General features: G+C 60.3%; 22 protein-coding genes. 12 read left to right on the top strand and 10 right to left on the bottom strand.

Annotated features, from left to right (window positions below):
* The first annotated feature begins 28 nt into the window (after positions 1 to 28).
* Both algB and ACM6IV_RS12870 read left to right on the top strand, forming a co-directional pair.
* Positions 29 to 1,375, top strand: coding sequence for a sigma-54-dependent response regulator transcription factor AlgB (gene algB, locus ACM6IV_RS12875; RefSeq protein WP_016986437.1), 1,347 nt, complete (start codon positions 29 to 31; stop codon positions 1,373 to 1,375).
* A gap of 10 nt (positions 1,376 to 1,385) precedes the next feature.
* Entirely contained in the window at positions 1,386 to 3,173 is a 1,788-nt protein-coding gene (locus ACM6IV_RS12870; RefSeq protein WP_414870283.1) for an ATP-binding protein, read from the top strand.
* On the opposite strand, the gene ACM6IV_RS12865 is transcribed toward ACM6IV_RS12870, so the two are convergent.
* From ACM6IV_RS12865 to ACM6IV_RS12835, 7 genes are all read right to left on the bottom strand, one after another.
* Positions 3,170 to 4,783 (bottom strand): EAL domain-containing protein, encoded by a 1,614-nt coding sequence (locus tag ACM6IV_RS12865; protein ID WP_414870282.1) that lies wholly within the window; start codon positions 4,781 to 4,783, stop codon positions 3,170 to 3,172. The genes ACM6IV_RS12870 and ACM6IV_RS12865 overlap by 4 nt on opposite strands.
* A gap of 76 nt (positions 4,784 to 4,859) precedes the next feature.
* Positions 4,860 to 5,642 (bottom strand): N-acetylmuramoyl-L-alanine amidase, encoded by a 783-nt coding sequence (locus ACM6IV_RS12860; RefSeq protein WP_414870281.1) that lies wholly within the window; start codon positions 5,640 to 5,642, stop codon positions 4,860 to 4,862.
* Positions 5,643 to 5,743: 101 nt separating this feature from the next.
* The gene (locus ACM6IV_RS12855; RefSeq protein ID WP_414870280.1) at positions 5,744 to 7,810 is read right to left on the bottom strand and encodes a GGDEF domain-containing protein; all 2,067 of its coding nucleotides are present in this window, start codon (positions 7,808 to 7,810) and stop codon (positions 5,744 to 5,746) included.
* A complete protein-coding gene (locus ACM6IV_RS12850) occupies positions 7,807 to 8,685 on the bottom strand; it encodes an endonuclease/exonuclease/phosphatase family protein (RefSeq protein WP_414870279.1) in 879 nt (292 codons plus the stop codon). The genes ACM6IV_RS12855 and ACM6IV_RS12850 overlap by 4 nt, the downstream gene beginning before the upstream one ends.
* Positions 8,686 to 8,699: 14 nt before the next feature.
* Positions 8,700 to 9,341, bottom strand: coding sequence for a thiol:disulfide interchange protein DsbA/DsbL (locus ACM6IV_RS12845; RefSeq protein WP_414870278.1), 642 nt, complete (start codon positions 9,339 to 9,341; stop codon positions 8,700 to 8,702).
* Between the two features lie 187 nt (positions 9,342 to 9,528).
* Positions 9,529 to 10,140, bottom strand: a complete 612-nt coding sequence (locus ACM6IV_RS12840) for a c-type cytochrome (RefSeq protein WP_016986443.1) — start codon at positions 10,138 to 10,140, stop codon at positions 9,529 to 9,531.
* Positions 10,141 to 10,170: 30 nt separating this feature from the next.
* Positions 10,171 to 10,476: a c-type cytochrome gene (locus ACM6IV_RS12835; RefSeq protein ID WP_045123119.1), complete on the bottom strand. Its 306-nt coding sequence runs from the start codon at positions 10,474 to 10,476 to the stop codon at positions 10,171 to 10,173.
* Positions 10,477 to 10,667: 191 nt separating this feature from the next.
* Between ACM6IV_RS12835 and yihA the strand changes: the two genes are divergently transcribed.
* On the top strand, positions 10,668 to 11,309 hold the full coding sequence (gene yihA / locus ACM6IV_RS12830; RefSeq protein ID WP_123470193.1) for a ribosome biogenesis GTP-binding protein YihA/YsxC: 642 nt from the start codon (positions 10,668 to 10,670) through the stop codon (positions 11,307 to 11,309).
* Positions 11,310 to 11,720: 411 nt separating this feature from the next.
* Here the strand turns inward: yihA and polA are convergent, their stop codons facing one another.
* Positions 11,721 to 14,525: a DNA polymerase I gene (polA, locus tag ACM6IV_RS12825; RefSeq protein ID WP_414870277.1), complete on the bottom strand. Its 2,805-nt coding sequence runs from the start codon at positions 14,523 to 14,525 to the stop codon at positions 11,721 to 11,723.
* A gap of 74 nt (positions 14,526 to 14,599) precedes the next feature.
* Between polA and ACM6IV_RS12820 the strand changes: the two genes are divergently transcribed.
* Complete coding sequence (locus tag ACM6IV_RS12820; protein ID WP_064389732.1) at positions 14,600 to 14,890, top strand: DUF2782 domain-containing protein; 291 nt, start codon at positions 14,600 to 14,602, stop codon at positions 14,888 to 14,890.
* Positions 14,891 to 14,944: 54 nt separating this feature from the next.
* Entirely contained in the window at positions 14,945 to 15,898 is a 954-nt protein-coding gene (locus ACM6IV_RS12815) for a homoserine kinase (RefSeq protein ID WP_414870276.1), read from the top strand.
* Positions 15,899 to 15,985: 87 nt separating this feature from the next.
* On the opposite strand, the gene ACM6IV_RS12810 is transcribed toward ACM6IV_RS12815, so the two are convergent.
* Positions 15,986 to 16,906, bottom strand: a complete 921-nt coding sequence (locus ACM6IV_RS12810; protein WP_414870275.1) for a zinc ABC transporter substrate-binding protein — start codon at positions 16,904 to 16,906, stop codon at positions 15,986 to 15,988.
* Between the two features lie 66 nt (positions 16,907 to 16,972).
* On the opposite strand from ACM6IV_RS12810, the gene ACM6IV_RS12805 reads away from it, so the two are divergent.
* Genes ACM6IV_RS12805 through ACM6IV_RS12790 form a run of 4 tightly spaced genes read left to right on the top strand, consistent with a single transcriptional unit; the run spans position 16,973 to position 19,772 of the window.
* Positions 16,973 to 17,455 carry a Fur family transcriptional regulator gene (locus ACM6IV_RS12805; protein WP_007911760.1) on the top strand — a complete coding sequence of 161 codons (483 nt, stop codon included), beginning with the start codon at positions 16,973 to 16,975 and terminating at the stop codon, positions 17,453 to 17,455.
* A complete protein-coding gene (gene znuC, locus ACM6IV_RS12800; RefSeq protein ID WP_414870274.1) occupies positions 17,455 to 18,240 on the top strand; it encodes a zinc ABC transporter ATP-binding protein ZnuC in 786 nt (261 codons plus the stop codon). The genes ACM6IV_RS12805 and znuC overlap by 1 nt, the downstream gene beginning before the upstream one ends.
* Entirely contained in the window at positions 18,233 to 19,021 is a 789-nt protein-coding gene (gene znuB / locus ACM6IV_RS12795; protein WP_150595857.1) for a zinc ABC transporter permease subunit ZnuB, read from the top strand. Before znuC ends, znuB begins: the two co-directional genes overlap by 8 nt.
* Before the next feature lie 37 nt (positions 19,022 to 19,058).
* Positions 19,059 to 19,772, top strand: coding sequence for a PA5502 family lipoprotein (locus ACM6IV_RS12790; RefSeq protein ID WP_414870273.1), 714 nt, complete (start codon positions 19,059 to 19,061; stop codon positions 19,770 to 19,772).
* A 123-nt stretch (positions 19,773 to 19,895) separates the two neighbouring features.
* Here ACM6IV_RS12790 and katE read toward each other — a convergent pair whose 3' ends face one another.
* Positions 19,896 to 22,037 carry a catalase HPII gene (katE, locus tag ACM6IV_RS12785; protein WP_414870753.1) on the bottom strand — a complete coding sequence of 714 codons (2,142 nt, stop codon included), beginning with the start codon at positions 22,035 to 22,037 and terminating at the stop codon, positions 19,896 to 19,898.
* A gap of 261 nt (positions 22,038 to 22,298) precedes the next feature.
* Here katE and ACM6IV_RS12780 point away from each other — a divergent pair, with 261 nt between their 5' ends.
* The 3 genes from ACM6IV_RS12780 (at position 22,299) to ACM6IV_RS12770 (ending at position 24,827) form a co-directional block, all read left to right on the top strand.
* The gene (locus ACM6IV_RS12780; protein WP_414870272.1) at positions 22,299 to 23,306 is read left to right on the top strand and encodes a methionine ABC transporter ATP-binding protein; all 1,008 of its coding nucleotides are present in this window, start codon (positions 22,299 to 22,301) and stop codon (positions 23,304 to 23,306) included.
* A complete protein-coding gene (locus ACM6IV_RS12775) occupies positions 23,306 to 23,980 on the top strand; it encodes a methionine ABC transporter permease (RefSeq protein WP_414870271.1) in 675 nt (224 codons plus the stop codon). The genes ACM6IV_RS12780 and ACM6IV_RS12775 overlap by 1 nt, the downstream gene beginning before the upstream one ends.
* A 76-nt stretch (positions 23,981 to 24,056) precedes the next feature.
* On the top strand, positions 24,057 to 24,827 hold the full coding sequence (locus ACM6IV_RS12770) for a MetQ/NlpA family ABC transporter substrate-binding protein (protein ID WP_414870270.1): 771 nt from the start codon (positions 24,057 to 24,059) through the stop codon (positions 24,825 to 24,827).
* Positions 24,828 to 24,838: the final 11 nt, after the last annotated feature.

The following is a 24,838-nucleotide window of genomic DNA, read 5'->3' as shown; positions in this document are numbered from 1 at the left end:
AGACCAATCACTATGGAGCGTAGGAAAAATGGAATCTGCCACTGAGCATCAAGGCCGCATTCTGCTGGTGGACGACGAATCCGCCATCCTGCGTACTTTCCGTTATTGCCTGGAAGATGAAGGCTATACGGTTGCTACAGCCAACAGCGCGGCTCAGGCTGAGGCGCTGTTGCAGCGTCAGGTCTTCGACCTGTGCTTCCTTGATTTACGGCTGGGCGAAGACAACGGTCTCGACGTGCTGGCGCAAATGCGCATTCAGGCGCCGTGGATGCGCGTGGTGATCGTTACCGCACATTCGGCTGTCGATACTGCGGTAGATGCGATCCAGGCCGGCGCCGCCGACTATCTGGTGAAGCCATGCAGCCCGGACCAGCTGCGTCTGGCCACCGCCAAGCAACTGGAGGTGCGCCAACTGTCGGCGCGTCTCGAAGCGCTGGAAGGCGAGATCCGCAAACCGAAGGACGGTCTCGATTCCCACAGCCCGGCGATGAAAGTCGTGCTGGAAACGGCCCGTCAGGTGGCCAGCACTGACGCCAACATTCTTATCCTCGGCGAGTCCGGCACCGGTAAAGGTGAGCTGGCCCGTGCGATTCACGGCTGGAGCAAGCGCGAGAAAAAATCCTGCGTGACCATCAACTGCCCGTCGTTGACCGCCGAGCTGATGGAAAGCGAGCTCTTCGGCCACAGCCGTGGTGCGTTTACCGGCGCCAGCGAAAGCACGCTGGGTCGGGTCAACCAGGCTGACGGCGGTACGCTGTTTCTCGACGAGATCGGCGATTTTCCGCTGACTTTGCAACCTAAATTGCTGCGCTTCATTCAGGACAAGGAATACGAGCGGGTAGGCGATCCAGTCACCCGTCGCGCCGATGTGCGCATCCTCGCGGCGACCAACCTCAATCTGGAAGACATGGTTCGTGATGGCCGATTCCGTGAGGATCTGCTCTATCGCCTGAATGTCATCACCCTGCACCTGCCGCCCTTGCGCGAGCGTGCCGAGGACATTCTGACCCTGGCTGATCGCTTCCTTGCGCGTTTCGTCAAAGAGTACGCACGTCCGGCGCGAGGTTTTAGTGATGAAGCGCGCGAGGCGCTGCTCGGCTACCGCTGGCCGGGCAACATTCGCGAACTGCGCAACGTGGTCGAGCGGGCGAGCATCATCTGCCCGCAGGAACGCGTGGAGATCAGCCACCTCGGGATGGCCGAGCAACCGGCCAACAATGCGCCAAGAGTCGGTGCGGCATTGAGTCTCGACGAATTGGAGAAAGCGCACATCGGTGCGGTGCTCGCCACCGCCGGCACCCTGGACCAGGCGGCCAAGACCCTGGGCATCGACGCATCGACCCTGTATCGCAAGCGCAAGCAGTACAACCTGTGAGCGCCCGGCGATGAAACTGGCGATGAAGTTGCGGACCCGTTTGTTCTTGAGTATTTCCGCGCTGATCACCGTGGCCTTGCTCGGGCTGTTGCTCGGGCTGGTCAGTGTGATGCAGATGGCGGGGACGCAAGAAGCCTTGGTGCGCAGCAACTTCATCACCCTCGATCTGGGCCTCAAGCTGCGCCAGTCGCTGGGCGATCAACTGATCATCATGCTCGCGGAAAAGCCTGATCCGGCAGCGTTCGAAGCCTCCAAACAGCATTACTTCCAGTTGCTGGACGAAGGGATCGCTCAAGAGCAAGAGGGTGATGGTCGGCAATACGGATTCAGTCAGGCCAAGGCGGATTACCTGAATTTTCTGCAAGCGTTCGATCTTTCTCGCCCGACCAACTCGATGAGCAGCAGCGCCAATTTCAGAGAGCGCTTCAACACCCTGCGCAACGGGCTGATTGCCGAGCACAAGCAGGCGCTGGACAACATCAACGCGGTACAACATGAGGCACGTAGCCGCGCCTTGTTGATCGCCGGTCTGCTTGGCTTTGTCGGATTGGCGGTGCTGATCATCGGTTTCATCACGGCCCACGGTATTGCCCGGCGTTTCGGCGCGCCGATCGAGGCGCTGGCGCAAGCGGCGGACAATATCGGCCAAGGCAATTTTGAAGTGACCCTGCCGATTTCTTCGGCGATGGAGATGAACCAGCTAACCAAACGTTTCGGCCTGATGGCCGAGGCACTTCGTGAGCATCAGGCGACCAACGTCGACGAATTGCTCGCCGGTCAGCAACGCTTGCAGGCGGTGCTCGACAGCATCGATGACGGCTTGCTGATGATCGACCGGCAAGGGCATCTGGAACACCTCAATCCGGTCGCCCAGCGGCAACTCGGTTGGGAAGATGACCGTCTCGGCCAAGGGTTGGGCACGGCGCTTGAGCGGCCAGAGCTGGATGCGCAACTGCAATTGGTCCTGCGCGGCGGCACCCTGGAGCGGGCGCCGGAGGACTTGAGTATCGAGGTCGACGGCGAATCCCGCCTGCTGACCTATAGTCTGACGCCGGTCAGCCACACCCAAGGCCATATCCTCGGCGCGGTGATGGTGCTGCACGACGTCACCGAGCAGCGCGCCTTCGAACGGGTACGCAGTGAATTCGTCTTGCGCGCCTCCCACGAGCTACGGACTCCGGTCACCGGCATGCACATGGCGTTCGGCCTGTTCCGCGAACGGGCGAAGTTTCCCGCTGAGTCGCGCGAGGCAGATCTGCTCGACACCGTGAATGAGGAAATGCAGCGCCTGATGCAGTTGATCAATGATCTGCTCAACTTCTCGCGTTATCAGAACGGTCTGCAGAAGCTCACGCTGGCGCCGTGCTCCATCGAAGATTTGCTGGAGCAGGCGCAGCTGCGCTTTGCCGATTCGGCAGCGGTCAAAGGCATCGCCCTGAATGTCGAAGTGCAGGGGCCGTTGCCACGTTTGCAGGCCGATCAGGCGCAACTGGACCGGGTGCTCGACAATCTGATCGACAACGCCCTGCGCCATACCGCCCGCGATGGTCAGATTCGTTTGCAGGCACGTCGGCATGGCGAGCGGGTGATCATCAGCGTCGAAGACAACGGCGAAGGCATTGCCTACGGCCAGCAGGGGCGGATCTTCGAGCCGTTCGTGCAGGTCGGGCGCAAGAAGGGCGGCGCCGGTTTGGGCCTGGCGCTGTGCAAGGAAATCGTCCAGCTGCATGGCGGACGTATGGGGGTTTATTCGCGACCGGGGCAGGGCACGCAGTTCTATATGGCGCTCGCCGTTTAGGCTTCGTCGTCCATGCGCCGACCGGCCAAGCGTCGGCCACGGGTAATCAGTTCGATGAACTGCACGGCGCTCAACGCATGGGCGAACAACCAGCCCTGACCGAATTTCACCCCTTCGCTGCTGAGCAATTGCGCCTGTGATTCCAGCTCGATGCCTTCGGCAATCACCTTCAAATCCAGCGCCTGGGCCATATGAATGATGTGCGGGGCGACGCCGCTGCTGGCCGCGTCATGGCCCAGTGCATCGATAAAGGCTTTGTCGATTTTCAGGCAATCGACCGGCAAGGTTTGCAGGTAGGCGAGGCTGCAATAGCCGGTGCCGAAGTCGTCGATCAACACCTGATGGCCAACGTTGCGCAAGGCTTGCAGGTTTTCCCGCGCCACCACCACGTCAATCAGACCGCGTTCGGTGACCTCGAAGGCAATCTGCCGCGCGGCCACCCGATGTAGCGTGAGCAGGCGTGCCATGACCTGGCCGATGCGCGGCACCATCACATCGCAAGCTGCCAGGTTGACCGAGATGTACAACTGCGGATTGGCGCGCAGCAACTGGCCCAGTTGCTCCAGCAGGCGCTGCAGGACGAAGTCGGTCATCTGCCGAATCTGCCCGGTGTTTTCTGCCATGGGAATAAACAGATCGGGGCTGGTCAGCGTGCCGTCGGGACGCCGCCAGCGCAGCAGGGCTTCGGCGCCGACGCAGTTGCGGCTGTCGAGGTCAAAGATTGGCTGATAGAGCACCTGTAGCTCGCCACGGCGAATCGCACCGTGAAGTTCGGCATCCAGAGACTGGCGTTGGCGCACCAGTAAGAACACAAAAAAACCGACAAAGGCGCCGAGCAACAGGCACGCCGGGATGATCCACCACCATATAGCCGGAATGTGCATCCCGGTTCTGGGGGTGATCAGCATTAGCTGATACTCCGGGTTGTCCGTGGGCATGCGGTAGATCAGCCGGGTTTGCGTGACTTGCAGGGCATCGCGACTTTTCGGTGGCCAATGTTCCACGGGCGGCCAGGCTTGCGCCGTGCCAAGTACGGGGATGGCCCGGGTGCCATGATCGAGCACCACCAGCAGGCTGCTGCCGGGCGACAGGTCGACCATGTCGGTCAGATGCCCGCGCGAGGTGGCCACGCGGAAATTGCCGCGTCCCAGCATCAGCGCCGCACGGTTTTCATCGGGTTCGGTGGTGGTGTTCAGCCAATAACTGTAAGTGGGGCCTTTGATGTCCGGCGCGCGGACCATCGACAGGCCTTCCTGGCGCGGACGGTTCGAGCAGGTCCGCGAGGCGTCCATATAAGCTGCTTCATAGACGAAGCGATAGTTGAAGGTGACCTGTTGCAGGGTGGCGATCATTTCATCGTCACAGCTGCGCAATGGCTGCGCTTCAAGATCATCGAGGCTTTCACGCAACTGGCCGAACAATTGTTCGAGGCGAGCGAGGAACCGTTCGCCTTGCGCGTTCATTTGCTGGCTTTCACTTTGCTCGACCTGGCGCATCGCCACGAACATTCCGCCGGCGATCAGCAGGCTGGCACTGAGGACAGCCGCGATCATCGCCAAAAACCAGGGGCGATAAAACCAGCTACGCAGCGTCTCTCGGGTAGCAGCCATCAAGGAATATCCGAAGAATTACCAATGAGTTATAGCTGCTGATTGCGATTTCGCCCTGACCGTCGGGCGGGCGTCATTATTTTGTCTGGTTCAGTACCAGCAACAGCGCTGCTGTTTGCGCATCCGGCGTGCCATCGAAGCGCGAAGGGCGGAAGTGCATCTGGAAGGCGGCGAGGACATGACGCGTCGCGACGTCCAGTTCGCCGGTTTGCGGCGTGTCATATCCCAAGTGCGCCAGTTGTGCCTGGAACCAGCTGATGCTCGGCAGTTCGCTGCTGTTGAACAGCGCTTGCTGGCGCGCCACGGCTTGTTCATTTGGCCACAGGCCCAAACCCTCGGCGGCGAGGCGTTTCCACGGAAACAACGGCCCGGGATCAAGCTTGCGCAGCGGCGCGATGTCGCTATGGCCGATGATGTGCTGCGGGCTGATGCCGTTGCGTTTGCTGATGTCCTTGAGCAGTACGATCAGCGATTGAATCTGCGCTTCGCTGTACGGATACCACAGCCGTCCGGTCGGCGTGTCCTTGAACCCCGGATTGACGATTTCGATGCCGATCGAGCTGGAATTGAGCCAGGTACGGCCCTGCCATTGGCTCTCGCCGGCGTGCCAGGCGCGCTGGTTTTCGTCCATCAGCTTGTAGATGGTGCCGCTCTTGTCGTCGCCGATCAGGTAATGGCTGCTGACTTCGCCGTGGGTCAGCAACTGCAGCGAACGCTCCAGCGAGGCCGAGGTGTAATGGACGACCACAAACTGGATGCGGCTGTCGTAATTGGCCGAAGGGTGGCTGGTGTCGTAACGAGGGGTGCTGGTACAACCGGCCAGAACGAGCAACGACGCGATGAGGGCAAAGAATTTCATAGCAGAGGACAATACACGCAAGACAGTAATGCAACAGTGTAACGTAATGCCTTGCGTCCGGAGGGTCAGCCGGCGGATTTAAACAAAATGGGACAATTTACTCAGCCCTGCTCAACCCGATTGCGTCCTGCGTTTTTCGCCCGGTACAGCGCCTGATCGGCTCTTTTGAGCACCAGATCGCTGTGTTCTCCGGCACGGAATGTCGCCAGGCCCATGGAAAGGGTGATCGTCACGCGTTCGCCCTTGAAGTGAAACGGGCAGGCTTCGATTGCGGCGCGCAGGGTTTCCAGCAACTTGGCGCCGACCGCTGGCGGCGTCGCCGGCATCAGGAGAACGAACTCCTCTCCGCCAAACCGAGCGATGAAATCCGAGCCGCGCAGACGCTTGCGCAGCACGGTGGCGATGATTTTCAGCACCTTGTCGCCAGCCAGATGGCCGTAGTTGTCGTTGATGCGTTTGAAGTGATCAAGGTCGAGCATGGCCAGGCTCAGGGTGTTGCCGTGCTGTTGCCACTGCTTGATCTCATGCTCGAGGCGTTCGCTCCACGCGGCGCGATTGGGCAGGCCGGTGAGCGGATCGATCAAGGCTTTCTGCCTTTGTACTTCAAGATGTTCGCGGAAACCCTGGGCTTCCTGCTCCATATGCGCCACGCGTTCGGAAAGGCTTTTGAGCCGCGCGGCAACTTCCTGTTCGCGAGCATCGCGCTGCTTCTGGTGGTGATCCATGGTGCCGAGCAAGCCTTCGAGATGGTTCTCCAGCACATGCTTGAGGTCCTCCAGATCGGCTGCTTGCTGCACGCTGGACTGCAAGCCGTCGACTTGCTCGCGGATCTGCGTGTCCATGGCCTTCGCCGCCGAACTGTTGTCGGCATGGCCTTCACTGGCCGCCTGCAGGTTGCTCTGGAACGCTTCGAGGCGTTCGTTGAGTTGCTGCAGGTAGGCTTCGAATTCGTGCTGACCGCTGTCGGTGATCGCCAGCATCAAAGTCGCCAGATCGTCGAGGATCGGGATCAGTTCGTACCAGTTCAAGCCGTGTTTGAGCCGTTCGCGCATGGCTTCGGCTTGCGGGCGGTGGCGTTCCGGCAGGGTCAGATCGTCGAGCAGGCCGATCAGGGTGTCTTCGATGTGCTTGGCCACGGAGCTGTAGGACGGCTCCGGGGTGTCCGGCAGGGCGAACAGGATGTCGTGTTCGGGCTGCTCCGGGTCGATGGCGGCCAGTGCCTGAGCAATCGGTTCGGGTAGGGGCAGGCTGTCGAGTATCAGTGCTGTCCGATCGCCGGGGTGGATCAATTCGTCGGGGTTGAAGCTGGAGACCGTGACAGGTGTCGGCGTGATACTGGGTGTCATGGCCACTTCAGGTCCGGCCTGTGCTGCTTCAGCGGCAATGGGCGCCGCTTCGCTGGCGAGGGGTGGTTCAAACGCGACCACGTCAGGTTCCGGCTGAGGTTCCGAGAGCGGTGAGGGTATCTTAATCGCGGACTCGGGTTGTTTGATCACGGGAGCGGTGATGACCGGCTCTGCAACAGCGGCAGTCTGCAGGGGCGCTGGTTCTGACTCGGCTTCTGATGCGGCAGACGCTTGCGCATCACGTGGTGCCGGAGTTGGCGCGGGTGCTTCTGCGCTCGGGGCTGGCGCTTCTTCGCTGTCACGGCTACCAAACAAACGCTGCAACAATCCTGGGCGTCCCGGTTCTGCCGGCGTCTCCAACTGACTCAACGCTTTGCCTTGCAAGCCGCTGAGTTCACTCAGCAGCAAGGGCATTTCCCGCGCCGAACCGACGCGGCTATCCAGCTGTTTAGCGAATTTCTTCAGTGGCTGAGCAACTTCACGGGGCAGCGGCAGGGCCTGCAACTGGGTGACCAGCGACGTCAGCGCGGTGCTGACTTGATCGATGCGGGTTTCGCGGCGCTGCTCGGAATCGAGCACGGCTTTTTCCAGCCGCGGCAACAGGGCGGCGAGGCCGGCGTCCATGTCGTCGGTGCGCACGACATCGCGCATCTCTTTCATGCACTGATCAACGACCTTGTCTGTGCCTTCGGCCGCCAGTGTGCTGCGCACCAGACCGCGTCGCAGCAAGTCGAGCCTGGCGGCCCACCGCCGTTCAAGCTTGTCCTGTTGTTCGATGCTTTTGAGGTACTTCTCTTTCCAGCGCTGGGCGTCGTCGCTCATTCAGGGGTTCCGCGAGGGGCAGGACTCAACGCGGGCAATGCATCGGCCGTGAGCGAACCCGGCAGACGAATCTCTACCGCGACCGGCAGGTGATCGGAAATCGGTTGCGCCAGCACTTCGACCTTTTCCAGGGTCAGGGTCGGGCTGAGCAAAATATGATCAAGGCAACGCTGCGGGCGCCAGCTGGGGAAAGTCGCTTCTACCTGCGGGGCGAGCAAGCCGAGATCGCGTAACGGAGAATGTTGCAGCAGATCGCTGGCGTGGGTGTTCATGTCGCCCATCAACACCTGGTGCTTGTAACCACCGATCAGCTCACGAATATAGGCCAGTTGCAGACTGCGCGTTCGCGCGCCAAGGGCCAGGTGCATCATCACTACCACCAACGCTTCCGGGCCTTCGCCGAACCGCAGCAGAATCGCGCCGCGACCTTTCGGGCCGGGCAGCGGGTGATCTTCAATCGCCCACGGGCGCAGGCGACTGAGCACGCCATTGCTGTGCTGGGCCAGTCGGCCGAGGTTGCGATTGAGTTGTTGATACCAGTAAGGGAAGGCGCCGAGCTGGGCCAGATGTTCCACCTGATTGACGTAGCCCGAACGGAGGCTGCCGCCATCGGCTTCCTGCAGGGCGACCAGATCGAAGTCGCTCAGCAGGTTACCGATCTTTTGCAGATTGCCTGAGCGCCCGGTGTGCGGCAGCAGATGCTGCCAGCTGCGGGTCAGGTAGTGCCGATAGCGCTCGGTGCTGATGCCGACCTGGATATTGAAACTGAGCAAGCGCAGACGCTGGTCTGCGGGCAGGCCCGTCGATGCCAGATGGTGCTCGTTGACCTGCGGATCATGCAGGCCAACGATGCGTTCCGACTTCCAGCGGCGCATGGCGGTTGCCGCGCTTAGTTGGCGGCAGCCTTGGTTGCCGCTCGCTCTTTGGCGACCAGGTCGTCAGCCAGTTTCAGTGCTTGCTCGGCACCACCGGCAGAGCCGATGTCGAAGCGGTATTTGCCGTTGACGATCATGGTAGGCACACCAGTGATTTCGTATTTCTTGGCCAGCTCGCGGGCTTTGATGATCTGGCCTTTGATGGCGAACGAGTCGAAAGTCGCGAGGAATTTATCCTTGTCCACGCCTTGGGTGGCGAGGAAGTCAGCCATGTCGTTCTTGTCCGTCAGCTTCTTGTGTTCTTTCTGGATTGCGTTGAACACGGCGTTGTGAACCTTGTGCTCGACACCCATGGCTTCCAGGGTCAGGAACATCTGGCCGTGAGCGTCCCAAGGGCCGCCGAACATGGCCGGGATACGCACGAAGTTGACGTCCGATGGCAGTTTCTCGACCCATGGGTTGATTACCGGTTCAAAGGCGTAGCAGTGCGGGCAGCCGTACCAGAAGAGTTCGACCACTTCGATCTTGCCAGGCTTCGCAACCGGTACCGGGTTGGCCAGCTCGACGTAAGGGGCGGCCGGTGCTTCGGCGGCCTGGGCGGTCACGCCGAACAGGCTGGCAGCGACGAGAGCGGCGCTGATGATCAGATTACGCATGCTTTACTCCTGGACAATTTGGGTCGCCTCGCGCGACCTGTTTTCAGACAGATCCTGGCGGGCATGAGTTCTGTAGTGTAACGGCAGCGGCCACAAAAAAGGGCGGCCAAAGCCACCCTTTTTATACTTGCTGCGACGGATTAATCGAGCGTTAACGTTGCACGAGATCCATCGCTGCCAAGTGCGCTTAGTGCAGGCCTTGAATGTAGCTGGAGACTGCAGCGATGTCTTCGTCGCTCAGGCGCTTGGCGATGGTCTGCATGGTCATGGTGTCGCCGTCGTTGTTGCGGCCGCCTTCTTCCTTGCGGAAATCGGTCAGTTGCTTGGCGATGTATTGAGCGTGTTGGCCACCCAGATGCGGGAAACCGGCAGCGGCGTTGCCGGCACCGTTCGGCGAGTGGCAACCGGTGCAGGCAGGCAGGCCCTTGGCCAGGTTGCCGCCACGGAACAGCGCTTCACCGCGGGCGACGATCTTCGGATCGGCCGCGCCGACGCTGCCTTTCTGGCTGGCGAAGTAGGCGGCGATGTCGGCCAGGTCCTGATCGCTCAGGTTGGTCAGCAGCCCGGTCATTTCCAGAACGGTGCGCTTGCCCGACTTGATGTCGTGCAGCTGCTTGGTCAGGTAGCGTTCACCTTGACCGGCCAGTTTCGGAAAGTTTGGCGCCATGCTGTTGCCGTCCGGGCCATGGCAGGCTCCGCAAACGGCGGCTTTTGCCTGGCCCGCTGCGGCATCACCGGCAGCATGGGCGAAGCCTGAAATTCCCACGGTCAACAGCAGACTCACGATCAATTTGTTCATCAGCTAATCCAACTACGGCTAAGGGTTAAGTTATGGACCGGGCTTACTCGCGCTCATCCACAGGATGATGGCTTGGTAATCCTCGGCACTGCAGTCCATGCACAAACCACGCGGCGGCATCGCCTTGAAACCCTGGGTCACGTGTTGCACCAGCGTCCCCATACCTTTCGCCAACCTCGGCGTCCAAGCTTCCTGATCGCCTCTTTCGGGCGCCATGGGTAGTTGGCCGGAATGACAGGCACCACAAACACGGTTGTACACAGCTTCCGGATCCTGTGTAGCCTGTGCGCTGTAAAGCGGCATCAAGACTCCGGCAGCCAGCAGCCATTTCGTCATAAAACGACCTTTTCAGGGTTGAGAGCGTTCTGCGTTCTAATGCGCAATCAAGGTCTGTCGCTCTCGTGAACTTCATCCTTCGCTGGGACAAAGCACACACAAAATCTGCGGCATTATATACTGGCGTCACTGAAACGGAAGCGACACCGCGTTCCGCGCCCAATCCCGGCGCCGCCCACATCGGAAATCCCATGCAACTCAAGAATCCCATCCTCGGCCTGTGCCAACAGTCCACGTTCATGCTCAGTGCCGCCAAAGTCGATCAATGCCCTGACGACGAAGGCTTCGAAGTGGCATTCGCCGGTCGTTCCAACGCCGGCAAATCCAGCGCACTGAACACACTGACTCACGCCAGCCTGGCGCGCACCTCGAAAACCCCGGGTCGCACACAGCTGTTGAACTTCTTCAAACTAGACGATGATCGGCGTCTGGTCGACCTGCCGGGCTACGGTTACGCAAAAGTACCGATCCCGCTCAAGCAACACTGGCAGCGTCACCTCGAGGCTTATCTCGGTGGCCGGGAGAGTTTGAAAGGTTTGATTCTGATGATGGACATCCGCCATCCGATGACCGACTTCGACCTGCTGATGCTCGACTGGGCCGTTGCCGCCGGCATGCCGATGCACATTCTGCTGACCAAGGCCGACAAGCTCACCTACGGCGCAGCCAAGAACACCCTGCTCAAAGTGCAGTCGGAAATTCGCAAGGGCTGGGGAGATCTGGTCACCATCCAGCTCTTCTCTGCGCCAAAACGCATGGGCCTGGAAGAGGCCTACACTGTACTGGCCGGCTGGATGGAACTGGCAGACAAAGGCGCCGAGGCGGCTGAGTAAACAGGGATTAGAAAATTGGCTGTGGTGCGCTCAGGCAAGGCGAAAGCACCGTTAAAAAGCGGAGTTTAGGGTACCTAAATGAGCATTTTTAGCTGTGCTTTCAACGCAGTCTGAGCGTGCTACAGCCAATTTTCGGGCAAAAAAAGCCCCGGATTTCATTGGGGAGGGAGAAATTCCGGGGTTTAAGTTCCGAACCGCTAGGGCGGGGTTCAGATATCTGCCAACACTTAACACAACATAGGAGCATCGAAGGGCTTCACCAGCCATTCAGTATCTCTGAGTGGTGTCCTTCCAGATTAGTTCAGATTTTTTTCAAAAAGCTTTGGAATAATCCCAAGCGCTTTTCGCAATAAGCACGGATTACCGGGCGTTGCCGCGACAACAGGTCGCGACAAACCGTGCTCAGAAGGCTCAGTGAGCCTCATCCCAGTTGTTGCCCACACCGACTTCGACCAACAGCGGTACGTCCAGTTTCGCCGCCTCGCTCATGTGTACGCGAATCTCGGCGCTGACCTGTTCGACCAGATCCTCGCGAACCTCCAGCACCAGTTCATCGTGTACCTGCAGGATCACTTTGGCGTCCAGCCCGGAAGTCGCCAGCCAGTGATCCACCGCGACCATGGCTTTCTTGATGATGTCGGCGGCGGTGCCTTGCATCGGCGCGTTGATCGCCGTGCGTTCGGCGGCGGCGCGTTCCTGCGGCTTGTTCGAGTTGATTTCCGGCAGATACAGACGACGGCCGAAGAAGGTTTCGACATAACCCTGATCCGCCGCCTGCGCGCGGGTGCGCTCCATGTACTCACGCACGCCTGGATAACGGGCAAAGTAGGTGTCGATGTAGGCCTTGGCAGTCTTGGTATCGACACCGATGTCCTTGCCGAGCTTCTGCGCGCCCATACCGTAGATCAGACCGAAGTTGATCGCCTTGGCGCTACGGCGCTGGTCGGAGGTCACTTCGTTGAGCTCGACCTTGAACACTTCGGCAGCGGTCGCGGTGTGCACGTCCAGATTGTCGCGGAAGGCGTTCATCAGGCCTTCGTCCCTGGACAGGTGCGCCATGATCCGCAGTTCGATCTGCGAATAGTCCGCCGCCAACAGTTTGTAGCCTTTCGGCGCGACGAACGCCTGACGGATACGCCGGCCTTCCGCGGTACGCACCGGGATATTCTGCAGGTTTGGATCGCTGGAGGACAAACGCCCGGTCGATGCTACTGCCTGATGATAGGAGGTGTGGATACGCCCGGTGCGCGGGTTGATCTGCTCCGGCAGGCGATCGGTGTAGGTGCTTTTCAGCTTGCTCATCGAGCGGTGCTCCATCAGCACCTTCGGCAAGCGGTGATCGTCTTCAGCGAGTTTCGCCAGCACTTCTTCAGCAGTCGAAGGCTGACCCTTGGCGGTCTTCTTCAGCACCGGCAGGCCGAGTTTCTCGTAGAGAATCACGCCCAGCTGCTTCGGCGAGCCAAGGTTGAATTCTTCCCCGGCGATCTCGAAGGCCTCACGCTCCAGCGCGACCATTTTGTTGCCCAGCTCGATGCTCTGGATCCCGAGCAGTTCAGCGTCGACAAACGCGCCCTGGCGCTCGATGCGCGCCAGCACTGGCACCAGCGGGATTTCGATATCGGTCAGCACGCTGGCCAGGCTCGGGATGGCGCTGAGTTTTTCGAACAAGGTCTGGTGCAGACGCAGGGTGATGTCGGCATCTTCGGCGGCGTACGGTCCGGCCTGCTCCAGCGCGATCTGGTCGAAGGTCAGTTGCTTGGCGCCTTTGCCGGCGATGTCCTGGAAGCTCACGGTGGTGTGATCCAGATACTTCTGCGCGAGGCTGTCCATGTCGTGACGGGTGGCGGTGGAGTTGAGCACATAAGACTCAAGCATCGTGTCGAAGGCGATGCCGCGCACGTTGATGCCTTGGTTCTGATCGCCGCCGATGGCGCAGTTGGCCAGGATGTTCATGTCGAACTTGGCGTGCTGGCCGACCTTGAGCTTGCTCGGGTCTTCGAGAATCGGCTTGAGTGCGCGCAGCACGGTGTCGCGATCCAGTTGTTCCGGCACGCCAATGTAGGAGTGGGTGAGCGGAATGTACGCGGCTTCGTTGGCCTGCACGGCGAACGACAGACCGACCAGTTGCGCCTGCTGCGCGTCGATGCCGGTGGTTTCGGTGTCGAAGGCGAAGAGCTTGGCGTTGTTGAGTTTTTCCAGCCAGACGTCGAAACGCGCCTGATCGAGGATGGTTTCATACGCGGCTTCGGTCGGAGCGGCAGGGTTTTCTTCTGCGTGTGCGCTGAACAGGTCGCCGGCCGGCGCAGGCTCGGTGGCCGTACTCAGTTCCAGGCGCTTGGCGTCGCGATCAAGGTCGTTCAGCCAGCTCTTGAATTCCAGCAGGGTGTACAGCTCGTATAGCTTGGCCGGGTCTTCCGCGCCCATTTGCAGGTCGTCGAGACTGATGTCGAGCGGCACGTCGACCTTGATGGTCGCCAGTTGATAGGAGAGGAAGGCCATCTCCTTGTGTTCTTCGAGCTTGGCCGGCAGGGTTTTCGCGCCGCGAATCGGCAGAGTCGGGACGATGTCGAGATTGGCGTACAGCTCGGTCAGACCGCCATTGACCCCGACCAGCAGGCCGGAAGCCGTCTTCGGACCGATGCCCGGAACGCCCGGAATGTTGTCGGAAGAGTCGCCCATCAGGGCCAGATAATCGATGATCTGCTCGGGAGCGACGCCGAATTTCTCCTTCACGCCCTCCACATCCATCGAACTACCGGACATGGTGTTGACCAAGGTAATGTGGCCGTCGACCAGTTGTGCCATGTCCTTGTCGCCGGTGGAGATGATCACCGGACGGTCCGCCGCCGCGCTGCTGCGGGCGAGGGTGCCAATTACGTCATCGGCCTCGACGCCGTCCACGCACAACAGCGGGAAACCGAGGGCGATCACGCTCTGGTGCAGCGGCTCGATCTGCACGCGCATGTCATCGGGCATGCTTGGGCGGTTGGCTTTGTATTCGGCGTACATCTCATCACGAAATGTCCCACCCTTGGCGTCGAACACCACCGCGAACGGGCTGTCCGGGTACTGCTTGCGCAGACTCTTGAGCATGTTCAGCACGCCTTTGACCGCACCGGTCGGCAGGCCTTTGGAGGTGGTCAGCGGTGGCAGCGCGTGAAAGGCGCGGTACAGGTAAGACGAACCGTCCACCAGGACGAGGGGGGCTTGGCTCATGAGCAGGATCAACCTTTTCGGCGGGTCCGGGGCTAGAATAGCCGGACCGTTGACGACAAAGGGACAAGGTTATCATGCGTACGTTAAATCGCTTGCTGCTGGTCGGTCTGATTGCTGCCTCACCGTTGGCCGCGATGGCGGCGGATGATGCGCCGTCGGGAGATCCTGAGGTCACCATTCGCACGGAAGGCGACAAGACGATTCAGGAGTACCGTCAAAACGGGTTCCTGTACGCGATCAAAGTCACGCCGAAGGGCGCGCCACCGTACTTTCTGGTGCGCGCAGACGGGACGGATGCAAACTTCATCCGCTCGGATCAGCCGGATATGCTGATTCCGTCGTGGAAGATTTTCGAATGGAAGTAGATTTTTAATTCACCCGGCGCCGTGATTGGCGGTGCCCGTACTGGCAGTTAAAACATGTCTGTGTTCACTCCCCTGGCTCGGCCCGAGCTGGAAACCTTTCTCGCCCCTTACGGGCTTGGCCGTCTGCTTGATTTCCAGGGGATCGCCGCCGGCAGCGAAAACACCAATTTCTTTATCAGCCTGGAGCAGGGCGAGTTCGTCCTGACCCTGGTCGAGCGCGGCCCGGTGCAGGAGATGCCGTTCTTCATCGAGTTGCTCGACGTGCTGCACGAAGCCGATCTGCCGGTACCGTACGCACTGCGCACCACCGACGGCGTGGCGTTGCGTGAGCTGAAGGGCAAACCGGCGCTGCTGCAGCCGCGCCTGTCCGGCAAGCACATCAAGGTCGCCAATGCGCAGCATTGCGCGCAGGTCGGCGAATTGCAGGCGCACCTGCACCTGGCGACCCAGGGCGAGCGCATGATCAAGCGCAAGACCGATCGTGGCCTGGACTGGATGCTGGAGGAGGGCCGCGAATTTCTCTCGCACCTGAGCGAGGAGCCGCGAGCGCTGCTGCACAAGGCGCTGGAGGAAATCACCGAGCGCAAAGACAAGATTCTCGCGCTGCCTCGAGCGAACATTCACGCCGATCTTTTCCGCGACAACGCGATGTTTGAAGGCACGCACCTGACCGGGCTGATCGACTTCTACAACGCCTGCTCGGGACCGATGCTCTATGACGTGGCGATTGCCTTGAATGACTGGTGTTCGGACGAGGACGGTTTGATCGATGGGCCGCGTGCCCGCGCATTTCTAGGCGCTTATGCCGCGCTGCGCCCGTTCACGGCGGCGGAGGCTGAGTTGTGGCCGACGATGCTGCGCGTGGCCTGTGTGCGGTTCTGGCTGTCGCGGTTGATCGCGGCGGAGCAGTTTGCCGGGCAGGATGTGTTGATTCACGATCCGAAAGAGTTTGAGCAGCGGCTGGCGCAGCGGCAGCAGGTTCACACACCGTTGCCTTTCGCTCTTTAAAAGCATCGCGAGCAGGCTCACTACAGGGGTTAGGTGATCTCTTGTAGGAGTGAGCCTGCTCGCGATTGAGGCGAAGCCGAATCAGCCTTAAAGCGATTCCAGGCATCCCGCCAGATCATTACCCAGCTTCTCCAGCACCTGCTCATAGCCCTGAGCCGTCGCCGGGGTGTATCCGCCCAGCGCATCCAGCTCAGCCAGTTTCACCGGCAGGCCAGCCACCAATGTTTCCGCCAGACGCGGACGCAGCGGCGGTTCGCTGAACACGCAGGTCTTCCCTGTCTCCTGCAAGCGCTTGCGCATCGCCGCGACATGTTGCGCCCCCGGCTGCACTTCGGCGGCCACACTGAACACGCCAGCGTGCTTCAGGCCATAAGCCTCTTCAAAATAATCAAACGCCTCGTGAAAAACGAAGTACGGCTTGCCTTCAACGCTGGCCAGACGCTTTTTCAAACGCTGATCAAGCGCATCAAGACGCTCATCGAATGCTTTGGCATTGCTCTGATAACGCTCGGCATTCGCCGGGTCCGCAGCGCTCAAGTCAGCCGCCATCTTGTCGGCAATCACCCGCGCATTGACCGGCGACAACCACAAATGCGCATCCAGCGTGCCCGGGCGGTGATCGTGATCATGCTCGTCAGCCTCTTCGGCGTGGGAATGGCTGTCTTCAGCAAAACGGCGTAGATGCATCCCCGGCAAATCCTGCACGGCCACGCTCGGCAGCGTACGACCGTTCAGCACGCGTGGCAGGAAACCTTCCATGTCCGGGCCGATCCAGTAGAGCAGATCCACCGATTGCACCTTCCGTACGTCGGATGGGCGCAACGCGTAATTGTGTGGCGAAGCACCGGGCGGCAGCAGCACTTCGGGAATCGCTACGCCGTCCTGCACGGCTGCTGCAATCAGCTGCAACGGTTTGATGCTGGTAAGGACTTTGACCTCGGCCTGAGCCGAACCGATCAGCAGAAAACTGGCGACAAACGCCACAAAAACAGAAAAAAGTCGGGACACGATGACCACTCAAGGAGGCGAGAACGGGTAACATAATAACGTCTCTATCAAAACTCGTCGCCGCCCATGCCTATTACACCGATTGCCAGCCGTCCCCACGACCACTCACATTGCGTGCATAGCGCTTTGTCCGAGGCCGATACCTTGTGCGCCCAGAAAGGCTTGCGCCTGACCGCGTTGCGCCGCCGGGTGCTGGAACTGGTGTGGCAGAGCCACAAGCCGCTGGGCGCCTACGACATTCTTGCCGTGCTGAGCGAGCAGGATGGCCGCCGCGCTGCGCCGCCAACCGTGTACCGTGCGCTGGATTTCCTTCTGGAAAACGGCCTGGTGCATCGTATCTCCTCGCTCAACGCTTTCGTTGGCTGCGTGCACCCGGAACACGCGCACCAGGGCCAGTTCCTGATTTGCCGCGACTGTCATGCCGCCATCGAACTTGAGCAAAAAGTGATCAGCGACGCGATCATCAACAGCGCCAAAGACGTCGGTTTCATCGTCGAAGCGCAGACCGTCGAAGTCGTCGGCCTGTGCTCCGGTTGCCAGGGGGCTTGATGAGCAACGCGCTGATCCGTCTGGAGCAGGTCGCCGTCACGTTTGCCGGGCAGGCTGTGCTGGACAATATCGAGCTGAGCGTCGAGCCGGGGCAGATCGTCACCCTGATCGGCCCCAATGGCGCCGGCAAGACCACGCTGGTGCGCGCCGTGCTTGGTTTGTTGAAACCGGACAGCGGCAGCGTCTGGCGCAAGCCGAAGCTGCGTGTCGGTTACATGCCGCAAAAACTCCACGTCGATCCGACCTTGCCGCTTTCGGTGCTGCGCTTTCTGCGCCTGGTGCCCGGTGTTGACCGTCCGCGTGCGCTGGCGGCGCTGAAAGAAGTCGGCGCCGAACACGTCATCGACAGCCCGGTGCAAAGCGTTTCCGGCGGCGAGATGCAGCGCGTGCTGCTCGCTCGCGCCTTGCTGCGCGAGCCGCAATTGCTGGTGCTGGATGAGCCGGTGCAAGGCGTCGATGTTGCCGGGCAAGCCGAGTTGTACAGCCTGATCACCCGTCTGCGCGATCGCCATGGCTGCGGCGTGCTGATGGTGTCTCACGATCTGCATCTGGTGATGAGCACCACCGACCAAGTGGTCTGCCTCAACCGTCACGTCTGCTGCTCCGGGCATCCCGAGCAGGTCAGCGGCGATCCGGCGTTCGTCGAGCTGTTCGGCAAGAATGCGCAGAGCCTGGCGGTTTATCACCACCATCACGACCACGCTCACGACCTGCACGGTTCGGTGGTCAAAGGGCCGGTGATTGGCCAACCTCATGTTCACGGAGACAACTGCAAGCATGGCTGATTTTCTGTTGTATGCCCTGCTTGCAGGTCTGGCATTGGCGATCGTTGCAGGACCGTTGGGTTCGTTCGTGGTCTGGCGGCGCATGGCGTATTTCGGCGACACCTTGTCCCACGCTGCCTTGCTCGGTGTGGCGTTGGGCTTTCTGCTGGATGTCAGCCCGACGGTCGCGGTGACGGTCGGATGCCTGCTGCTGGCAGTGCTGCTGGTTACGCTGCAACAGCGCCAACCACTGGCGTCCGACACGCTGTTGGGAATTCTCGCACCGAGCACGCTCTCTCTCGGCCTGGTAGTACTAAGCTTCATGCATGAAGTGCGGATCGACCTGATGGCCTATCTGTTCGGCGACCTGCTGGCGATCAGTCCGACTGATCTGGCATGGATCCTTGGCGGCAGTGCGGCGGTGCTGGTGCTGCTGGTGACGCTATGGCGACCGCTGTTGGCGATCACCGTGCACGAAGAGCTGGCCAGGGTTGAAGGTCTGCCGGTGGCGGGTTTGCGCATGGCGCTGATGCTGTTGATCGCGGTGGTGATCGCGGTGGCGATGAAAATCGTCGGGGTGTTGCTGATCACCTCGCTGTTGATCATCCCGGCGGCTGCGGCACAACGTCACGCCCGCTCGCCGGAGCAAATGGCACTCGGCGCGAGCCTGCTGGGCATGCTTGCCGTGTGTGGCGGGCTGGCGCTGTCATGGTTCAAGGACACCCCGGCGGGGCCGTCAATCGTTGTGACGGCGGCCGCACTGTTTCTGTTGAGTTTTGTTCTGCCCCGTCGTGGGGTGTAGACTTGGCCGCTTTTTGCGCAAATAGAGAGTCGCAGGAATGAAGCCGTTCGCCTCCCGTTATCTGCTCCTTGTCGCATTTTCCGTGCTGCTGGGCGCCTGCCAAAGCACGCCGCCGGTGGCTGAAGTCCCCGATGCGCGGGCTACGGCCATCGCACAGCTGGAGCAAAGCCTGGCCAGCAGCGAACTGGCCACGGCAGAAGACCAATTGGCCACTTTGCAGAAAGAAACCCCAAACGACCAATCCCTTGAGCAATACCAGCGGCAACTGGCCGAAGCGTATCTGCGTCGCAGCCAGATCGTGTTGCAAAAGGGTGATGTGAATGCTGCCGCTACGGCGCTCAGCCGTGCGCGCGCGCTGATGCCGAAAGCGCCGGCGCTGACCGGTGGCGTCAATGGCGCCATTACCGAAGCGCGCAAGGCTGAGCTGGAAAAGGCTGAAGCGGCGTTGTTGGCAGCCGAGGCCAAGCCGAAAGCGAAGGTGATCGATCCGACCGCCGAGAGCACGACGGTTGCGTTGAACATCACCGATAGTCGCAAACTTCGCCGGCAACTCGATGCAATCGCCGCCGATGTGGTGAATTATGAGTGTGCCGTGACCATTCAGGCGCCACGAACCAATGACTATCCGTGGCTGGCGACGTTGCTGACCAAACGGGTCAAGAAATTGAATCCGGATTTTGATCTTAAGATTGTGAAGCAAACTCTGCGCACAGTACCGGCGCAGATGGTCTTGAGTCCGCGTAAACCTTAAAACCTTCGCGAGCAAGCTCGCTCCCACATTTGATCTCGGGCCTGACACAAAATCTGTGTTCACCAGAGATCCCTTGTGGGAGCGAGCTTGCTCGCGAAAGCGTCTTTTGAGCCAACGAAGTTTTTAAGCAGGAATGGCTTTCGCTTTAGGCTCCCGCGCCCAGACGCGATGCTGCCCGATCGCCGCGAAAAACGGCTTGGTCAACCCCGGCACATCCTTGCCCTGCAACAACCCCGCATCCGCATCCAGCTTGAGCAGGTCCTGCAGTTGCTTGGCTTCACCGTGCAGCGCAATCGCCTTCAGATGCTTGTAGGCCTCCAACAGGTAATGCAGCGCCACGCCGTCGCCGCTCAATGCAGTGATTGAGGCGGCGCCACCCGGCACGAATACCGCGTCAAACGCGATAGAAGGCATGCCTTCCATCGAGGCATCCACCGGTAATGCCTTCCCATCAGCGGTTTTCACTGGTGCCGAGGTCGGACCGAGCAGTTTCGCGTGTGCGCCTTCGGCTTCCAGGGCTTTTTTCATCGCATCGATCGCCGCAGCATCAACACCGTTGGCCGCGAGAATCGCCACTTTGCGCGTCTTGATATCGCCGGGCAGCAGGTTGGCCTGGCTCAGTGCGGGCGAGCGCTCCAGCGAGGTCTTGCGTACTTCGACGGTACCTTGAGTCGGCGCTGGTAAACCGAGGTTTTCCGCGACGCGTTTGGCCAGGGTCAGGTCAATGTTGGCGAGGATTTCGTTCACTTCACGGGCACGAATGAATTCACGCTCGACCTTGCCCAGCTCGAAGCTATAGGCGGCGATGATGTGCTCTTTCTCGTGGTCACTCATGCTGTTGAAGAACAGTCGGGCCTGGGAGAAGTGATCGCTGAACGACTCGCTGCGCTGGCGGATCTTCGCTGCGTCGATGCGTTCCGGATAGCTCTCGAAACCACCGTCCTGAGCCGCCGGTGGCGTTTCCTTCGGCCAGCCGCCGTCGATCGAGTTGGGCTCATAAGAAGCGCGGCCCTTATCGATGGTGGTGCGATGTTGCGCATCGCGCTGGCCGTTATGGAACGGCGCCACCGGACGGTTGATCGGCAACTCATGAAAATTCGGCCCGCCGAGTCGGCTGATCTGCGTGTCGGTGTAGGAAAACAGCCGACCTTGCAGCAGCGGGTCATTCGAGAAGTCGATACCCGGCACGATGTGGCCAGGGCAGAACGCAACCTGTTCGGTCTCGGCAAAGAAATTGTCCGGGTTGCGGTTCAGGGTCATTTTGCCCAGCGGCGTGATCGGCACGATTTCTTCGGGGATGATCTTGGTCGGGTCGAGGATGTCGAAATCGAAGTCGTGTTCGTTTTCCTCTTCGATGATCTGCACGCCCAGTTCCCATTCCGGGTAGTCGCCCATCTCGATCGCTTCCCAGAGGTCGCGGCGATGGTAGTCGGTGTCTTTACCGGCAAGCTTCTGCGCCTCATCCCATACCAGCGAGCAGGTGCCGGCGGTAGGGCGCCAGTGGAATTTGACGAAACGCGATTTACCTTCGGCGTTGATCAGGCGGAAGGTGTGCACACCGAAGCCCTGCATGCTGCGCAAGCTTTTCGGGATCGCCCGGTCGGACATCGCCCAGATCACCATGTGCGCCGATTCCGGCACCAGGGACACGAAGTCCCAGAACGTGTCGTGGGCCGAGCCGCCGGTAGGGATTTCGTTGTGCGGCTCGGGTTTCACCGCGTGGACGAAGTCGGGAAATTTGATCGCGTCCTGGATGAAAAACACCGGCATGTTGTTACCGACTAGGTCGAAGTTGCCTTCGTCGGTGAAGAACTTCACCGCGAAACCACGCACGTCACGCACGGTATCGCCGGAACCGCGCGGGCCCTGCACCGTGGAAAAGCGTACGAACACCGGAGTCTTTTTCCCCGGATCCTGCAGGAAACCGGCCTTGGTCAGCTCTGAATGGTTCTCGTAGGCTTGAAAGAAACCGTGGGCGCCAGTGCCGCGCGCATGAACGATGCGCTCCGGAATGCGTTCATGGTCAAAATGCGTGATCTTTTCCCGCATGATGAAGTCTTCAAGCAGCGACGGCCCACGCGGACCGGCCTTGAGCGTGTTCTGGTTGTCGGCGATCTTCACGCCCTGGTTGGTGCGCAGGGCCTGGCCGGTGGCGTCGGAGCGAAACTTCTCCAGGCTGTCGAGTTTGGCGTTGGTGTTGGCTCGGTCCAGGGTATCGGTTCCGGCCAGCTGGCTTTTGTCGGTCGTAGGCTTCTTGCTCATCAGACGTAAACTCCTCGGTTGACCCCGATCCCTTACCGGGGACTCTTGAGTGGTTCCCGGGCACGGCACCCGGGGTTTTCAAGTCGCTTACCTAATGACTGATGAGGCGCTTTGGACGTTCCTTTTTTATGACCTTTGATCTTGTTATTGCCAAATCGAAGGTTAATTGCGAAATAAATGCTAAGAACCTCTATACGGACAGGCTAAAATGCGCGCCCGGCTAACCGCTGATCCTTTTCTAACGCGCCCCACAAGGTTCGCTACGTGATCGAGTTTCAAAACGTCCACAAGACTTACCGCGTCGCCGGTAAGGATATTCCCGCGCTGCATCCGACCAGTCTCTCTATCGAGAACGGGCAGGTGTTCGGCCTGATCGGCCATTCCGGTGCGGGCAAAAGTACCCTGCTGCGTCTGATCAATCGCCTGGAAGATTCCAGCGGCGGCAAGATCATCGTCGACGGCGAAGAAGTCACCGCGCTGGACGCCAACGGCCTGCGCCGTTTCCGCCAGCAAGTCGGGATGATCTTCCAGCACTTCAACCTGCTCGCCTCCAAGACCGTGGCCGACAACGTTGCGTTGCCGCTGACCCTGGCTGGCGAACTGTCGACCAGCGAGATTGACCAGCGTGTCGCCGAGTTGCTCGCGCGAGTCGGTCTGTCCGACCACGCGAAAAAATATCCGGCGCAATTGTCCGGTGGCCAGAAGCAGCGCGTTGGCATCGCCCGCGCCCTGGCGACCAAGCCGAAGATTCTGCTGTGCGACGAGGCCACCAGTGCCCTCGATCCGCAGACCACCGCGTCGGTCCTGCAACTGCTGGCCGAGATCAACCGCGAACTGAAACTGACCATCGTCCTGATCACCCACGAGATGGATGTGATCCGTCGCGTTTGCGATCAAGTGGCGGTGATGGATGCCGGCGTGATCGTCGAGCAAGGTTCGGTGGCGGATGTATTCCTGCATCCGCAGCACCCGACCACCAAGCGTTTCGTCCAGGAAAGCGAGCAGATCGACGAAAGCGAGCAGCGCGATGACTTCGCTCACGTGCCCGGCCGTATCGTGCGTCTGACCTTTCAGGGCGAAGCGACCTACGCGCCGTTGCTCGGTACGGTCGCCCGGGAGACCGGGGTCGACTACAGCATCCTCGCCGGTCGCATCGACCGCATCAAAGACATTCCTTACGGGCAATTGACCCTCGCCGTCACCGGTGGCGACATGGAAGCGGCCTTCGCCCGCTTCACCGCCGCTGACGTTCACATGGAGGTATTGCGCTAATGGAAGACCTGATCAGTTTCTTCACCAATATCGACTGGTACGAAATCTGGCTGGCCACCGGCGATACGATGCTGATGCTCGGCGGTTCCCTGCTGTTCACCGTGTTGCTCGGCCTGCCGCTGGGCGTGTTGCTGTTCCTCTGCAGCCCGCGCCAGTTGCTGGAAAACCGCGGTCTCTACGCATTCTTGTCGCTGGCGGTGAACATCCTGCGCTCGCTGCCGTTCATCATTCTGTTGATCGTGATGATCCCGTTCACCGTGCTGATCACCGGTACGTCGCTAGGCGTGGCCGGTGCAATTCCGCCACTGGTGGTCGGCGCGACGCCGTTTTTCGCGCGTCTGGTGGAAACCGCGCTGCGTGAAGTCGACCGCGGCATCATCGAAGCGACTCAGTCGATGGGTGCGACCACCCGGCAGATCATCATGAACGCCTTGCTGCCGGAAGCCCGCCCGGGCATCTTCGCGGCGATTACGGTGACGGCGATTACACTGGTGTCCTACACGGCGATGGCCGGTGTGGTCGGCGCCGGTGGTCTGGGTGACCTGGCCATCCGTTTCGGTTACCAGCGTTTCCAGACTGACGTAATGATCGTCACCGTGGTGTTGCTGTTGATTCTGGTGCAAGTGTTGCAGATGGTCGGTGATCGACTGGTCGTGCATTTCTCGCGCAAATAACCGGTTTTGTATTGAACAGATGAGCCGGCCATTCGCTGGCAGGCGCCAGACGGGCGCCTCATAAGGAGTTAGCTGAATGAAAAAACTGATCGCTGCTTTTGCTGCCGTTGCAGCATTCTCGGCCCACGCCGAAACCCTGACCGTTGCGGCCACCCCGGTGCCGCACGCGGAAATCCTCGAGTTCGTGAAACCAGCGCTGGCCAAAGAAGGCGTGGATCTGAAGGTCAAAGTCTTCACCGACTATATTCAGCCGAACGTACAGGTCGCGGAAAAACGTCTGGACGCCAACTTCTTCCAGCACCAGCCATACCTCGATGAGTTCAACAAGGCCAAGGGCACCAGCCTCGTCGCCGTTACCGGCGTGCACCTGGAGCCGCTGGGCGCGTACTCGAACAAGTACAAGAAGCTCGAAGAACTGCCGGGCGGCGCCAACGTGGTGATCCCGAACGACGCCACCAACGGCGGCCGTGCCCTGTTGCTGCTGGCCAAGGCGGGCGTGCTCACTTTGAAGGATCCGACCAACATCCTGTCGACCGTCAAAGACATCGCGACCAACCCGAAAGACCTGAAGATCCGTGAGCTGGAAGCCGCGACCATTCCGCGTGTGCTGACTCAGGTCGATCTGGCGCTGATCAACACCAACTACGCGCTGGAAGCCAAGCTCGATCCGTCCAAGGATGCGCTGGTGATCGAAGGCAATGATTCGCCGTACGTGAACATCCTCGTGTCCCGCCCGGACAACAAGGATAGCGACGCGATGAAGAAACTGGCTGCTGCCCTGCACAGCCCGGAAGTGAAGAAATTCATTACCGAGAAGTACAAAGGCGCGGTATTGCCGGCGTTCTGATTGGGTGGCTG

This window comes from Pseudomonas sp. IT-347P (assembly GCF_949768005.1).
Lineage (GTDB): Bacteria > Pseudomonadota > Gammaproteobacteria > Pseudomonadales > Pseudomonadaceae > Aquipseudomonas.
The sequence above is the reverse complement of the archived record's forward strand: the minus strand, read 5'-3'. Positions and strand labels throughout refer to the sequence as shown.

Bases quoted from the DNA above. Each gene is read 5' to 3' on its own strand.
- ACM6IV_RS12850 (WP_414870279.1), bottom strand. From the start codon at position 8,685: ATGCGCCGCTGGAAGTCGGAACGCATCGTTGGCCTGCATGATCCGCAG.
- polA (WP_414870277.1), bottom strand. From the start codon at position 14,525: ATGAGCCAAGCCCCCCTCGTCCTGGTGGACGGTTCGTCTTACCTGTAC.
- algB (WP_016986437.1), top strand. From the start codon at position 29: ATGGAATCTGCCACTGAGCATCAAGGCCGCATTCTGCTGGTGGACGAC.
- ACM6IV_RS12820 (WP_064389732.1), top strand. From the start codon at position 14,600: ATGCGTACGTTAAATCGCTTGCTGCTGGTCGGTCTGATTGCTGCCTCA.
- znuC (WP_414870274.1), top strand. From the start codon at position 17,455: ATGAGCAACGCGCTGATCCGTCTGGAGCAGGTCGCCGTCACGTTTGCC.
- ACM6IV_RS12840 (WP_016986443.1), bottom strand. From the start codon at position 10,140: ATGAACAAATTGATCGTGAGTCTGCTGTTGACCGTGGGAATTTCAGGC.
- ACM6IV_RS12870 (WP_414870283.1), top strand. From the start codon at position 1,386: ATGAAACTGGCGATGAAGTTGCGGACCCGTTTGTTCTTGAGTATTTCC.
- ACM6IV_RS12815 (WP_414870276.1), top strand. From the start codon at position 14,945: ATGTCTGTGTTCACTCCCCTGGCTCGGCCCGAGCTGGAAACCTTTCTC.
- ACM6IV_RS12835 (WP_045123119.1), bottom strand. From the start codon at position 10,476: ATGACGAAATGGCTGCTGGCTGCCGGAGTCTTGATGCCGCTTTACAGC.
- ACM6IV_RS12865 (WP_414870282.1), bottom strand. From the start codon at position 4,783: ATGGCTGCTACCCGAGAGACGCTGCGTAGCTGGTTTTATCGCCCCTGG.
- ACM6IV_RS12770 (WP_414870270.1), top strand. From the start codon at position 24,057: ATGAAAAAACTGATCGCTGCTTTTGCTGCCGTTGCAGCATTCTCGGCC.
- znuB (WP_150595857.1), top strand. From the start codon at position 18,233: ATGGCTGATTTTCTGTTGTATGCCCTGCTTGCAGGTCTGGCATTGGCG.
- ACM6IV_RS12790 (WP_414870273.1), top strand. From the start codon at position 19,059: ATGAAGCCGTTCGCCTCCCGTTATCTGCTCCTTGTCGCATTTTCCGTG.
- ACM6IV_RS12855 (WP_414870280.1), bottom strand. From the start codon at position 7,810: ATGAGCGACGACGCCCAGCGCTGGAAAGAGAAGTACCTCAAAAGCATC.
- ACM6IV_RS12860 (WP_414870281.1), bottom strand. From the start codon at position 5,642: ATGAAATTCTTTGCCCTCATCGCGTCGTTGCTCGTTCTGGCCGGTTGT.
- ACM6IV_RS12845 (WP_414870278.1), bottom strand. From the start codon at position 9,341: ATGCGTAATCTGATCATCAGCGCCGCTCTCGTCGCTGCCAGCCTGTTC.
- ACM6IV_RS12805 (WP_007911760.1), top strand. From the start codon at position 16,973: ATGCCTATTACACCGATTGCCAGCCGTCCCCACGACCACTCACATTGC.
- ACM6IV_RS12775 (WP_414870271.1), top strand. From the start codon at position 23,306: ATGGAAGACCTGATCAGTTTCTTCACCAATATCGACTGGTACGAAATC.
- yihA (WP_123470193.1), top strand. From the start codon at position 10,668: ATGCAACTCAAGAATCCCATCCTCGGCCTGTGCCAACAGTCCACGTTC.